Here is a 13,004-nt window from a genome sequence, read left to right on the forward strand (position 1 = left end):
GCTACTTCTGCAGCACCGACAGGTCCTGGTCCGCCTCCGGCACCCGAACCATGCCGCGGTCGTCCGGCAGGGTCTGCACCGTGAAGCCGGGGACGCCGTCCTCGGTGGCCGCCAGCGTCCGCGCCGCGTGGACCGGACCGCCCGACACCGGCTCGACGGTCAGCGCGAACGTGCCCTTCAGCCCGCTCGGGACCGGCAGTTCGACGTCCTGTGTGGTGCCGCCCTTGATCGTGTACGTCTTGGAGACCGCCGTACCGCCGTCGCTGCCCGCCGACGCCGTCACCTTGACCTGGGCGGAGCGGCCGGGGGCGACGAGGGAGAGCGTGGAGCCCTTGGCGCTGTTGTCGGCGGCCGTGGCGCGCCGGCCGATCGCGTGCGTGGCGGGGATGAACGCGGTCTCCTGCTTGTCGCCCTTGCCGCGGGTGACGCGTAGCGCGGCGACGACCGGCACGGAATGGTCGGTCGGCGTCAGCACCAGCGAGCCGGCCTCGCCGCGCATGACGTCACCCAGGTCGACGGCGGTCGTCATGCCCGCCTTGACGTGCAGCGTCTCGTTCCCGGCCGGCGTGATCAGCCCGGACGGGGAGGCGAGCCGAACCTTCAGGTCCGCGTCCGCGTCCCCGGGCGTGAAGGCGACCAGGCGTACGTCGGTCGCGTCCTTGGGGATGCCCGGCAGGACCAGGCTGGGCGCCGGGTCCGTGGCCGCGGCCAGCCAGTCGCCGCCGATCTTGTCGTCCAGCGCCTGGACGGCGGCCCCGACCCGTCCGCTGCGCACGTTGACGTGCACGGTGAGGTTGGTCTGCCGGTCGCTGACGAGCGTGGACAGCAGGATCGGCTCGCTGGAGTGCGGCGGGACGGTGATGTCCTCGCCGGCCGGCGCCGCCAGGGCGCCCTCCTTGCCGTACAGCTCGATGTCCACGACGGCCGCCGAGTCGTCGGGGTTGGTCAGGTGGACGTAGTCGGTGCGGTCCGCGTCGGTGCTGGCGCCGGGGAACCAGAACTCCGTGTCGGCCGGGGTGCAGGCGACGCCCTGGAGGCCGCGTCCGGTGCCCGCGGCGACCTCGGTGGTCTCCTGCACGGTCCAGCCGGGGGCGAGACGTCCGGTGGCGGTGCCGACGAGCGCGGGCGCGTCACCGCCGGAGGTGTCACCGGTGACGGGGGTGCCGGGCTTCTCGGGCGTGAGGACCGGCTTGGCGGTCTTGTTGTCGCCCTTGTCACCCTTCTCGTCTTTGTCGCCCTTGTCTTCCTCGTCGCTCTTGTCCTTCGCGTCCCCGCTGTCCCCGGAGCCCTGTGCCGCGGCGGCGAGTTCGGCCTTGCCGGCGCTCCCCGCGCCCTTGGTGACGGGCGTGAAGGACGTGTACGAGGTCTCGGCGAGGTCAGAGATGCTCGGGCTCGGGCAGAGCAGGCTCGTGCGCTCCACGGGCAGCTCGGCGGCCGCCTTGGCGGTGTCCGGGCCGGACGCCTCGGGCGTGGTGAGCGTGGCGAACCCGGTGACGGCGGCGAGAGCGGTCGCGCAGGCGATCAGGGACACGGTGGTGCGGTTCACTGCTGGCTCCCGTCGGGACGCTCGCCGTGCTGCTGTTGCGGCTGCGCCGGGTCGTACGTGGCGTCGTAACCCTGCTCGTACGGCTGCCCGTACTGGTCGTACGACGGCTGCTGCCCCTGGCCGCCGTAGGCGTACGGGTCGTACTGGCCGCCCTGGTACGGGTCCGCGTAGCCCTGCTGGTCGTAGCCGCCCGCCGGGTACTGCTGGGCGGGCTGGTACGGGTCGCCGGTGTAGGAGGTGTACTCGGCGTTCGCGTAACTCGCCTGCTCCCAGTCGCCGTAGGACTGCTGCTGCGGGACCGGCACCGGGGTCTCCTGCGCGTCGGGAGCGTCGGGCCGGTCGCCCTGGGGGGTCTCTTCGGCCTCCGCCTGGGCGCGCAGGCGGCGGGCGCGGCGGCCCTCGCCCTCCGTCGCCTGGGCGGGGATCGCGCGCTCCTCCTCGGGGAGGTCGTCGTCGATGTCGCGGCGGCGGCCCGGCAGGGCGAGCACCACGAGGACGAGGGCGAGGAAGCCCTGGGCCCACAGCCAGGCGGTGTGGGTGATCGGGTCGTCGTAGGTGACGTCCAGGGTGCCGCCGGAGGCGGGGAGTTCGAAGCCCTGGGCCCAGCCGTCGACCGTGGTCGGGGTGAGGGGCTTGCCGTCCAGTGTGGCCGTCCAGCCCTCGTCCGCGGTATCGGCGAGGCGCAGGGTGCGGCCGTCGGCGCCGGCCGGGATCGTGGTGTGGATGTCGACGGGGCCCGCGGCGACCGGTGTCGGGGTTCCGGAGCCGGAGACGATGGTGGCGCGGGCGACGTTCTGGTCGACGCGCCACAGCGCGCTGCCGTGCCTCTGGCTGAGCCGGGTCAGGCCAGGGGTGGCGTCCAGGACGCGGGTCACCTCGCGCGGGGCGCCCTTGTGGATCAGCACGTAGCGCACCGCGAACTTGCCGAGCTCGTAGGACTGGTCGGCGCCGGAGCCGGCGACCAGGTTGGCGACGACCTTGTCCAGGCGGCCGTTCTTCCCGTCGGAGGTGGCGAGTTCGGCGTCGCCGAGGCGGACGCCGGAGCCGCGGACCAGGGTGTAGCCGACGTGGGCGGCGGAGTCGCTGTCGAGGACGAGGGTGCGGGCCCGGTCGCTGTTGCCCGCGTCCTCGGCGACGAACGCGGGCACCTGCACCGGGTCGCGCCGCTCCAGGGGGCCGTCGGCGCCGCGCAGCATCCAGCCGGCGGCGATCAGCAGCGGGCCCGCGGCGGCGGCGAAGGCGATCAGCGCGGCGACCGGCTGGCGCCAGCCGAAGCTCTGCTCGGCCACCCGCGCGCGTGCCCCGTCCGCGCCCAGGACGGCGGCGGACAGCAGGGCGAGGCCGTAGACGAGGGTCGCCGGGCCCGCCCAGGTCGAGCCGTTGGACAGGACCGCGAAGACGAGGCCCACCAGGGCGACCGCCCAGGCCGCCCAGATGCCGGGCTGCCGCTCGGAGCGCAGCAGGGCGGCCAGCGCGGCCAGGACGACACCGATCAGCATCAGTCCGCTGACCGTGCCCGGGCCGCCGGGGCTGGCGCCGAGCAGATCGGTCGCGGAGGCGGCCGAGGAGCCGTACTCCAGGCCCGCCTCGTCGAAGAAGCCGAACGGCAGCAGCGTCAGCGACCAGGGCGCGAGGATCAGCAGGGGCGTGCCGAGCTGGGCCAGGAAGCGCGGTCCGTAGGCGGTGATGCCGGCGCGGCGCACGGCCAGGACGCCGAGGCCGAGGAACAGCGCGATGGGCCACACGATCGGCGTGAACGCGGTGGTGATCGTCAGCAGCAGGGCGTAGGCCCAGGTGGCGCGCCAACTGCCGCGCGTGTCGGCCGACTTCGTGAGGCCGGCGGCCGCGACGCCCGCGCGGGCGATGAGCGGCAGCAGGATCGCGAGGACGGCGGTGCCGAGGCGGCCGCCGGCCAGCGCGCCGGTGGCGGCGGGCAGGAAGGCGTAGACGACGGCCGCCCACGCGCGCAGGAGCCGGGACGCGACGAGCGGGCGGGAGGCGAAGTAGGCGGTGACGCCGGCCAGGGGGACCGAGCAGACGAGGAGGACGGTGATCGCGACGCCCGTCGAGCCGAACAGCACGGAGGCGAGCATCGCGACGAACGCCAGGTACGGCGGCGCGGGGGTGGTGCCGCCGGTGCCCACCGCGTGCCAGGAGTCCAGGTAGCGCGACCACAGCTCGCCGGAGTCAGCCGGGGCGGGCAGCAGGGCGCCGCCCGCGAGCGCGCCGCCGCCGAGGAGTGCGCGGCAGGCGGCCAGCGAGACGAGCAGCAGCACCAGGAAGAGCACCGGTCCCGGCTTGCGGGCGATGCGCTTGACGCGTGCGAACTGCTCGATCTCCAGGAAGTCGGCGTCGTCGCCGCCGGGTCCCGACTCGACCGCGCCGCCGTGCCGCCCCGCGCCCGAGGTGGCCTCGGGGTCGGAGCTGCCGAAGAGGTCACCCGCGACCTGCTCGACGGTGGCCCGCACGGTCGCGCCGGGCGGCGGGAACAGCTGCCGCAGCTCGTCCTTGTCGACGACCGGCGTACCGCGGCTGCGGCGCCCGGCGATGATCCGCTCGGGCCGCAGCAGGGTGCCGAGCAGACCGCGGATCTCGTCGAGGGCCTGTCCGGGGACCTTGCCGACGAGGTAGGCGACCGTCCTGAGGACGGTGCCGACGACGAGCCGCACCAGGATCCAGGGCAGCAGGGCGGCACGGCTGTTGACGAGCAGGGTGTAGGCGGCGCCCGCCTTGTCGACCTTGTGCGGGGAGGCGGCGGTGCGGCCGACGCAGTCGACGGCGCGGCGCTCGCGGGAGGCCGCCTCGGCGTGCCGGACGACGGCCTCGGGGGCGACGAGGACGCGGTGGCCGGCGGACTGGGCGCGCCAGCACAGGTCGACGTCGTCCCGCATCAGGGGCAGCCGTCCGTCGAAGCCGCCGAGTTCCTCGAAGACGTCGCGGCGCACGAGCATGCCGGCGGTGGAGACGGAGAGCACGGGCCGTACCTGGTCGTGCTGGCCCTGGTCCTGTTCGCGGCGGTCCAGGCCGGTCCAGCGGCGGCCGGAGTGGGCGATGGTGACGCCGACCTCCAGCAGCTGCCGCTTGTCGTACCAGCCGCGGAGCTTGGGGCCGACGACGGCGACGTCGTCCCGGCCGAGCTCCAGCTCGTTGTCCACGACCCGCAGCAGCTGGGCCAGGGCGTCGGGTTCAGGGGCGCTGTCGTCGTGCAGCAGCCACAGCCACTGCACCGGCTCTCCGTGCGGGAGTTCCGGCAGGTCGTAGGCGTCGTCGCGCCACGTGCGCGTGACGGGGTCCCAGCCGCTGGGCCGCTTCAGATAGGGCAGCTCCTCCGGGGTCAGGAGGGGCGCGCTGCGGTTGGCCTCCTCGACGGCCTGGCCGAAGCCGGTGCGGCGGGCGAGGTGCAGGACGCGGTCGGCGCCGAGGGCCTCGGTGACCAGCCGCGCGGAGTCGTCGGCGCTGCCGGTGTCGGCGGCCACGGCGAACTGGACGGGGCGCTCCTGGCCGAGCAGCCCGGCGAGCGCCTCGGGGAGCCAGCGGGCGCCGTCGTGGGAGACGAGGACCGCGGTCACCACATGACGCGGGAACTCAGGAGTGGCAGCGTCGTGGGCTGCCGTGTGGCTGTGCACGGACATCGAGGTACGGGCCCCGGTTCGGTGGACTGCGGTGGACACCTGTGCCGTGTGGGGGTGGCGGGGTGTCTCGGACGAGCGACCACACTATCGGCTGCCCATGACGACGGCCCGCCGCCTGTGGACAACCCACCCGCGACGGGCCGTAAGTCCCGTATGTACGTGCGACGCCTCGCCGCGCTTCCCGCGCGACGTCCTGTCGGCGCGCGCGTGCCGTCGGTCTCAGACGGCGGCCTTCTTCAGGCGGCGCCGTTCCCGCTCCGACAGGCCGCCCCAGATGCCGAACCGCTCGTCGTTGGCGAGGGCGTACTCGAGGCACTCGGAGCGGACCTCGCACGACAGGCAGACCTTCTTGGCCTCGCGGGTGGAGCCGCCCTTCTCGGGAAAGAAGGACTCGGGGTCGGTCTGGGCGCACAGCGCGCGCTCCTGCCAGCCGAGTTCCTCGTCCGCGTCGTCGACCAGCAGTTGCTGCACCGTCTCGGTCATGTGCGCCCCTCGTCTGTCTTTCGCGTCCCCGTGCGGTGGCCGTCACCGATTTCGGCTGAACGACACGAGTGAAATTACAAGTGTGCTGCTCCGGGCGAGTCAAGCCGAGATCTGCTATTGGGCCCCTTATTCACTCTGCGGAACCAAGGCCTAGCGGAAAGTGTTCAAATCGCCATAAACCTTGACAAGCAGACGGGGCCCGGGAGGGCTGTCGCCCCCGCAGGACCTGTACCAAGGAGGACGCCCAGGACTTCGTTCCCGTTCCGCGCGCCCGGTGAAGCGCCTTGTGTCCCCGAACCCTTCTGAACAAACCTTTCACCTCACAGATGAACCGGATGAGGTGAAACCGGTCCCACCTACCGGTGTCGAGTTGACAGTGCCGGTGTGAACCGCTGTCCTTGTGGGCATGCTCGCGAACTTGGCACTCACCTCGACCCGCACCGCCGGGTCCCACGGTGCTGCCCGCGCTCGCTGTAGCTGTTGCTGTCGCTGTTCCAGCTGTTGAGCCCCACCCGCTCCGGCTGAAGGCCGCGTCACCGCGCGTGACCCGGCTCCTCGTTCCCTCTGACCTTCTTTCACTGAGGAACCACGCACCCATGAACAGCGACAACGACCTCCAGATCGCCGGTGACCTCCTCGAGGTCCAGCACCTCCTTCAGCCGCCGCGCGAGCACCCGGCCACCGTCGCCGAGTTCGTCGGCCTGGCCCGCGCGATCGCCGCCGACCGCTCCGAGTGGGAGCACCTGGTCCGCTACGACGCCACCACGCGCTGGTACCACCGGCTGCGCACCGGCCCCGGCTACGAGGTCTGGCTGCTGACCTGGGTGCCCGGTCAGGGCAGCGGGCCGCACGACCACGGCCGCTCCTTCGGCGTGCTGACCGTCCTGGACGGCGAGCTGACCGAGCGCACCGAACGGGGCACGCGCGCGTTGTCGGCCGGCGCCCAGCGGGTCTTCGCGCCCGGCTATGTGCACGAGGTCGTCAACGACACCCTGGAGCCGGCCATAAGCCTGCACGTCTACTACCCGGGCCTCACCGAGATGCCGATGCACACCGCCCCGCACTGCGAGGCACGCACCGAGCCGCGTCCGGTGACCGCCTGACGCGTTGTCGTACCCGCCTGCGAGACTTGGGCCATGCGAATCGTGGTTCTGGCAGGCGGCATCGGCGGTGCCCGTTTCCTGCGCGGCCTGAAGCGGGCCGTGCCGGACGCGGACATCACGGTCATCGGCAACACCGGGGACGACATCCACCTCTTCGGGCTGAAGGTCTGCCCGGACCTCGACACGGTGATGTACACGCTCGGCGGCGGCATCAACGAGGAGCAGGGCTGGGGCAGGGCCGACGAGACCTTCCACGTCAAGGAGGAACTCGCGGCGTACGGCGTGGGCCCGGAGTGGTTCGGGCTCGGTGACCGGGACTTCGCCACGCACATCGTGCGCACCCAGATGCTCGGCGCCGGCTATCCGCTGAGCGCGGTCATCGAGGCGCTCTGCGACCGCTGGCAGCCGGGCGTCCGGCTGATCCCGATGTCCGACGACCGCGTGGAGACCCATGTGGCCGTCGAGGTCGACGGCGAGCGCAAGGCGGTCCACTTCCAGGAGTACTGGGTGCGGCTGCGGGCCTCGGTCCCGGCGGAGGCGATCGTGCCGGTGGGCGCGGAGCAGTCGAAGCCGGCCCCCGGCGTCCTGGAGGCGATCGCCGAGGCCGACGTGATCCTCTTCCCGCCGTCCAACCCCGTCGTCTCGGTCGGCACCATCCTCGCCGTGCCCGGCATCCGCGAGGCGATCGCCGAGGCCGGGGTGCCCGTGGTGGGCCTCTCCCCCATCGTCGGGGACGCGCCGGTGCGCGGCATGGCCGACAAGGTGCTCGCCGCGGTGGGCGTGGAGTCCACGGCCGCGGCGGTGGCCGAGCACTACGGCTCGGGACTGCTGGACGGCTGGCTCGTCGACACGGTCGACGCGGGCACCGTGGAGCGGGTCGAGTCGGCGGGGATCCGCTGCCGGGCCGTACCGCTGATGATGAGCGACCTCGACGCGACCGCCGAGATGGCCCGGGCGGCACTCGCGCTGGCCGAGGAGGTGCGGGTCTCTTGAGCACGGACGGTTTCCGCGCGTGGGCCGTGCCCGGCCTGCCCGAGATAGCGGCGGGCGACGATCTCGCCAAGCTGATCGCCGCGGCCGAGCCGGGGCTCGCCGACGGTGACGTCCTGCTCGTCACCTCGAAGATCGTCTCCAAGGCGGAAGGCCGGATCGTCCGGGCCGCCGACCGGGAGGCGGCCATCGACGCCGAGACCGTCCGGGTGGTGGCCAGGCGCGGCGCCCTGCGCATCGTCGAGAACCGGCAGGGCCTGATCATGGCCGCGGCCGGGGTCGACGCCTCCAACACCCCCGCCGGTACGGTGCTGTTGCTGCCAGAGGACCCGGACGCCTCCGCCCGGACGATCCGTGAGGGGCTGCGCGAACTGCTCGGCGTCGACGTCGGCGTCCTCGTCACCGACACCTTCGGGCGCCCCTGGCGCGCGGGACTCACCGATGTCGCCATCGGTGCCGCCGGTGTACACGTCCTGGACGACCTGCGCGGCGGCACGGACGCGCACGGCAATCCGCTCAGCGCGACCGTCGTCGCCACCGCCGACGAACTCGCCGCGGCCGGCGACCTGGTGAAGGGCAAGGCCGCCGGGCTGCCCGTGGCGGTGGTGCGCGGTCTGGCGCACGTGGTCGCCGAGGAGCACGGCGAGGGGGCGGGCGCCCTGGTGCGCGGCGCGCGCGACGACATGTTCCGGCTCGGCACCTCCGAGGCGATACGGCAGGCGGTGACCCAGCGCCGTACCGTGCGGGCGTTCACCAACGAGCCGGTCGACCCCGGTGCGGTGCGCCGCGCGGTCGCCGCCGCCGTGACCGCGCCGGCGCCGCACCACACGACACCGTGGCGTTTCGTGCTGCTGGAGTCCGAGGAGTCACGGACGCGGCTGCTGGACGCGATGCGGGACGCCTGGGTCGCGGACCTGCGGCGCGACGGCAAGACCGAGGAGTCGATCGCCAAGCGGGTCAGGCGCGGGGACGTGCTGCGCAACGCGCCGTACCTGGTGGTGCCGTGTCTCGTGATGGACGGCTCGCACGACTACGGCGATCCGCGTCGCGACGGGGCCGAGCGGGAGATGTTCGTCGTCGCGACCGGGGCCGGGGTGCAGAACTTCCTCGTCGCGCTGGCCGCCGAGCGACTGGGGTCGGCGTGGGTGTCCTCGACGATGTTCTGCCGGGACGTGGTGCGCGAGGTGCTCGAACTGCCGCAGGACTGGGACCCGATGGGGGCGGTGGCCGTCGGCCATCCCGCCGAGGAGCCGCGGCCGCGGCCGGACCGGGACGCGGGGATGTTCATCGAGGTGCGGTGAGAGCGGCACATCCACACCCCTGGTGCCTCTACCCTCGTAGGACTCTCACCGGGCCCTCGTAGGTCCGCTCCGCCTCACCCGGGACTTCCATCGTGGCAGGACGCTTCACCCCCCGGCCCACGCGTACGACCGTGCGCGGCGGGCATGTCGGGGTGCCGTCCGGGGTGCCGCGGCCGGTGCGGGCCCCGGGCCGGACGCGGACGTACGTGCTGGACGGGCCCCTGGATCTCGGGCTGGTGCTCGGTCCGCTGCGGCGGGGACCCGCCGACCCCACCTTCCAGGCGATGCCGGACGGGTCGGTGTGGCGGGCCAGCCTCACGCCCGCCGGTCCAGGGACGCTGCGGGTGTCCGCGGTCGGCGGCGAGGTGCGCGGGGAGGCGTGGGGGCCGGGGGCCGAGTGGCTGCTCGACGGGCTGCCCCAGCTGCTGGGCGCGGCCGACGACCCGTCCGCGTTCGCGCCGCGGCACCGGCTGCTGGCCTCGACGCAGCACCGGCGGCCCGGGCTGCGGCTGACGCGCACGGGGCTGGTCCTGGAGTCGCTGATCCCGTCGATCCTCGAGCAGAAGGTGACGACCGACGAGGCGTACCGGGCCTGGCGGCTGCTGGTGCGCAAGTTCGGCGAGCCGGCGCCGGGGCCCGCGGCCGGGGGGCGGCTGTGGGTGATGCCGGCCCCGCGGACCTGGGCGCTGATCCCGTCCTGGGAGTGGCATCGCGCCGGCGTCGACAACAAGCGCGCGTCGACGATCCTGCGGGCGGTGCGGGTCGCCGCGCGCCTGGAGCAGGCGGTCGGGATGGCGCCGGCCGAGGCGCAGGCCCGGCTGGAGGTCGTGCCGGGGATCGGGCCCTGGACGTCCGCGGAGGTCGTGCAGCGCAGCCACGGGGCGGCGGACGCGGTGACCGTGGGGGATCTGCATCTGCCGGGGATCGTCGGCTGGGCGCTGGCCGGGGACCGGGACGCGGACGACGCCGTGATGCTGTCGCTGCTGGAGCCGTACGCCGGGCAGCGGCATCGGGCGGCGCGGCTGATCCTGCTGAGCGGGCGGACGCCGGGGCGGCGGGCGCCGAAGATGCCGCGGGTGGACATCGGGCGGTGGTGAGGGCGGGCGGCGCCGGCTGTGCCGGTTTGTTCTCGCCCCCGCCGCCCCTACCCGTCCCGACCCTGGGGGCTGCCGCCCCCAGGCCCCCGCTTCGGCCCTGGACGGGCCTCGTCCTCAAACGCCGGACGGGCTGAGAGACCTCACTGGTCCGAGGAGAACCGCACCGCCCCCGCCGGGATCCGCGCGTCGCACCACACCCGCGCGCCCTCGCGCAGTTCGTTGTCGGCGCCGATGACCGCGCCGTCGCCGATGACCGTCCCGGTCAGGACCGAGCGCTCGCCGACGCGGGCCCGGGTGCCGATCAGGGAGTCCGTGATCACCGCGCCCGGCTCGATGACCGCGCCCGGCAGGATCGTGCTGCCGAAGACCCGGGCACCCTCGGCGACGAAGGCGCCCTCGCCGACCACCGTGCCGCCGGTCAGCTTGGCGTCGGGGGCGACCGTGGCCGTGGGGAGGACGAGACGGTCGCCGCAGCGGCCGGGGACCGCCGGGGAGGGGGCGCGGCCCAGGACCAGGTCCGCGGAGCCCCGCACGAAGGCCGCGGGGGTGCCCAGGTCGAGCCAGTACGTGGAGTCGACCATGCCCTGGAGGTGGGCTCCGGCCGACAGCAGGTCCGGGAACGTCTCGCGCTCGACCGAGACCGGGCGGCCCGCCGGGATCGAGTCGATCAGGGAGCGGCGGAAGACGTAGGCACCGGCGTTGATCTGGTCGGTGACGATCTCCTCGGGGGTCTGCGGCTTCTCCAGGAAGGCGAGGACCCGGCCGGTGGAGTCCGTGGGGACCAGCCCGTACGCCCGGGGGTCGGTCACCTTCGTCAGGTGCAGGGAGACGTCCGCGCCCGTCGACTCGTGGGTGGCCACCAGGGCGCGGATGTCGAGGCCGGTGAGGATGTCGCCGTTGAAGACCAGGATCGGGTCGTCGGGCGCCGAGTGCAGACGGGAGGCCACGTTGCGGATGGCGCCGCCGGTGCCGAGCGGCTCCTCCTCGGTGACGTACTCGATGTGCAGGCCGAGCGCGGAGCCGTCGCCGAAGTACGGCTCGAAGACCTCCGCCAGATAGGAGGTGGCGAGGACGATGTGGTCCACGCCCGCCGCTCTCGCCCGGGCCAGCTGATGGGTGAGGAAGGGGACACCGGCCGCGCGGACCATGGGTTTCGGCGTGTGGACCGTGAGCGGGCGCAGTCTCGTGCCCTTGCCGCCGACCAGGAGGATCGCTTCTGTCACCTGTGTCTCCGCTTCCTGCCGGTGACCGGCCGAACTGTCTTTCGGCCGGTCAGTGTATGCAGACCCTGGTGCGGCGCCTTCGACGGCGGTGCGGTGCGTCCGCCGCATGCCCCCGGACGGCGGTGGCGATGGCGGAGCGTGGCCCCGCGGATCGTCAACGTCCCTGGTAGCGGGCCGCGGTCGAGCGGGCGGTGCCGAGTTTGCGGTAGAGCTCCCAGCCGGGGCACGCGGTGGAGAAGCCGTCCCGGTGGCCGGAGATGACGTTCAGTCGTACTTTCTTACCCTTTCGGTAGAGATTGCCACCGCCCGACTTCAGGTACGTCTTGCCGCGCGGGTTGGCGCCGAAGAGACCGAGCTTCCAGGCGGTGAGCCGCGCGACCGCCTTCACGGCGGCGGCGGACGGGCGGCTCGCGCCGAAGGTGCCGAGGACGGCGATCCCCATGCTGTTGGTGTTGAAACCGAGAGTGTGGGCGCCCAGGACCGGCTTCGCCACGCCACCGGCACGACCCTCGTAGATCTTCCCGCACTTGTCGACGACGAAGTTGTAGCCGATGTCGCGCCAACCCATGCTCCTGACGTGGTAGCGGTAGATACCGCGGATGACGGAGGGCGCCTGCGAACACCGGTAGCCGTTGCCGGTGGCGGTGTGGTGCACGAAGGCCGCCTTGACCTTCTTGGTGTAGACGAACGTCTTCTCGCGCAGCTTCTCGTCCGCGCCCCAGCCGCGCCGGGTGACGATACTCGGACGCGGCCCGATGTACGGCTTGGCCCGCTGCTGCTCCGTCAGTTCGCCGCCCCGCAGCACCAACAGCTCCCGTTCGGTCCGCGCGCGGTCGAGCGCGGGGATCTCCAGGGCGCCGAGGGGGGCGAGCCCGGCGTTGGCGGCGGAGGCGGTGTTCGCGGCGGAGGCCGCGGTGGACTCGCCGCCGAGGGGGCCACCGACCGCGACGGCGCGGGTGCCGCCCACCGGCGCATGGTGTTCGGGCGCGGCCCGGCCGGGGTCGACGAGTTCCAGGCGCAGCCCGGACGGCAGGGCGGCGGCGCCGGCGGCGCGCGACTCCCCGCGCGCCTCCTCACCGGCTCCCTCCCCCACCGCCTCGTGCCCCTCGTGCGGTTCCGCGCCGGCACGCACGCGTACCTCCACGCCGTCCGATTCCCCTACCCACAGCGGTGCCGTCGCCCCCCGCACCCGGCCCGAGGCGCGCTCGGCGGCGTCGGGGTCGGCGCCGTCCTCGCCGTAGTGCGTCTCGACGTCCTGCCAGCCGGACCAGGTGCCCGACGCGACGGCACGCGTGCGTACCTGGACGCGGCCGTGCAGGGCGGTGTCCGGGTTGTCCCAGACGACGCCGAGCAGCGAGAAGGGGTGCACCGCGCGGGCCGGCAGGCCCTGTTCGGCGGCGGAGCCGAGGACGCGGTCGGCGGCGAGCGGGGTGAGGGGCAGGGACTGGGTGCTGCCGGGGACGGACAGGGAGCGGGCACCGCCGGCGACGGGCGCCTCCGCGTTCGGCACCGGCCGCGCGACGGTCGCGGCGGCGGGTGGGGTCAGCGGAAGGGCGAGGGCGGTCGCGCACGTGACACCGATCGAGGAAGCAAGAAATCCACGCATGCCAACGATCGTGGACAGGATGG

General features: G+C 73.7%; 9 protein-coding genes. 4 read left to right on the plus strand and 5 right to left on the minus strand.

The genetic code is table 11. The features are described 5' to 3' along the window. Position 1: 1 nt before the first annotated feature. The 3 genes from ACZ56U_RS16415 to ACZ56U_RS16425 all read right to left on the minus strand — a co-directional run bounded on the left by ACZ56U_RS16415 (position 2) and on the right by ACZ56U_RS16425 (position 5,661). Entirely contained in the window at positions 2-1,546 is a 1,545-nt protein-coding gene (locus ACZ56U_RS16415) for a DUF5719 family protein (RefSeq protein WP_469084692.1), read from the minus strand. Next, entirely contained in the window at positions 1,543-5,178 is a 3,636-nt protein-coding gene (locus ACZ56U_RS16420) for a glycosyltransferase (RefSeq protein ID WP_469084693.1), read from the minus strand. The genes ACZ56U_RS16415 and ACZ56U_RS16420 overlap by 4 nt, the downstream gene beginning before the upstream one ends. 219 nt (positions 5,179-5,397) lie before the next feature. Further along, positions 5,398-5,661 carry a WhiB family transcriptional regulator gene (locus ACZ56U_RS16425; protein ID WP_020137941.1) on the minus strand — a complete coding sequence of 88 codons (264 nt, stop codon included), beginning with the start codon at positions 5,659-5,661 and terminating at the stop codon, positions 5,398-5,400. Positions 5,662-6,257: 596 nt separating this feature from the next. Between ACZ56U_RS16425 and ACZ56U_RS16430 the strand changes: the two genes are divergently transcribed. From ACZ56U_RS16430 to ACZ56U_RS16445, 4 genes are all read left to right on the plus strand, one after another. Further along, the gene (locus ACZ56U_RS16430; RefSeq protein WP_391231581.1) at positions 6,258-6,764 is read left to right on the plus strand and encodes a cysteine dioxygenase; all 507 of its coding nucleotides are present in this window, start codon (positions 6,258-6,260) and stop codon (positions 6,762-6,764) included. A 33-nt stretch (positions 6,765-6,797) separates the two neighbouring features. Further along, the gene (cofD, locus tag ACZ56U_RS16435; RefSeq protein WP_469084694.1) at positions 6,798-7,757 is read left to right on the plus strand and encodes a 2-phospho-L-lactate transferase; all 960 of its coding nucleotides are present in this window, start codon (positions 6,798-6,800) and stop codon (positions 7,755-7,757) included. Then, positions 7,754-9,055 (plus strand): coenzyme F420-0:L-glutamate ligase, encoded by a 1,302-nt coding sequence (locus ACZ56U_RS16440; RefSeq protein WP_469084695.1) that lies wholly within the window; start codon positions 7,754-7,756, stop codon positions 9,053-9,055. The genes cofD and ACZ56U_RS16440 overlap by 4 nt, the downstream gene beginning before the upstream one ends. Before the next feature lie 92 nt (positions 9,056-9,147). Continuing rightward, a complete protein-coding gene (locus ACZ56U_RS16445; protein WP_469084696.1) occupies positions 9,148-10,152 on the plus strand; it encodes a DNA-3-methyladenine glycosylase family protein in 1,005 nt (334 codons plus the stop codon). A gap of 140 nt (positions 10,153-10,292) precedes the next feature. On the opposite strand, the gene manB is transcribed toward ACZ56U_RS16445, so the two are convergent. Together manB and ACZ56U_RS16455 are read right to left on the minus strand one after the other, a co-directional pair. Continuing rightward, the gene (gene manB, locus ACZ56U_RS16450) at positions 10,293-11,375 is read right to left on the minus strand and encodes a mannose-1-phosphate guanylyltransferase (protein WP_469084697.1); all 1,083 of its coding nucleotides are present in this window, start codon (positions 11,373-11,375) and stop codon (positions 10,293-10,295) included. Between the two features lie 154 nt (positions 11,376-11,529). Further along, positions 11,530-12,981, minus strand: coding sequence for a peptidoglycan recognition protein family protein (locus tag ACZ56U_RS16455; protein ID WP_469084698.1), 1,452 nt, complete (start codon positions 12,979-12,981; stop codon positions 11,530-11,532). Positions 12,982-13,004 lie beyond the last annotated feature (23 nt).

Source organism: Streptomyces sp. NPDC034103, assembly GCF_055575395.1.

Excerpts from the sequence above, each read along its gene's own strand:
- cofD (WP_469084694.1), top strand. The coding sequence starts at position 6,798 with ATGCGAATCGTGGTTCTGGCAGGCGGCATCGGCGGTGCCCGTTTCCTG.
- ACZ56U_RS16420 (WP_469084693.1), bottom strand. The coding sequence starts at position 5,178 with ATGTCCGTGCACAGCCACACGGCAGCCCACGACGCTGCCACTCCTGAG.
- ACZ56U_RS16425 (WP_020137941.1), bottom strand. The coding sequence starts at position 5,661 with ATGACCGAGACGGTGCAGCAACTGCTGGTCGACGACGCGGACGAGGAA.
- ACZ56U_RS16455 (WP_469084698.1), bottom strand. The coding sequence starts at position 12,981 with ATGCGTGGATTTCTTGCTTCCTCGATCGGTGTCACGTGCGCGACCGCC.
- ACZ56U_RS16430 (WP_391231581.1), top strand. The coding sequence starts at position 6,258 with ATGAACAGCGACAACGACCTCCAGATCGCCGGTGACCTCCTCGAGGTC.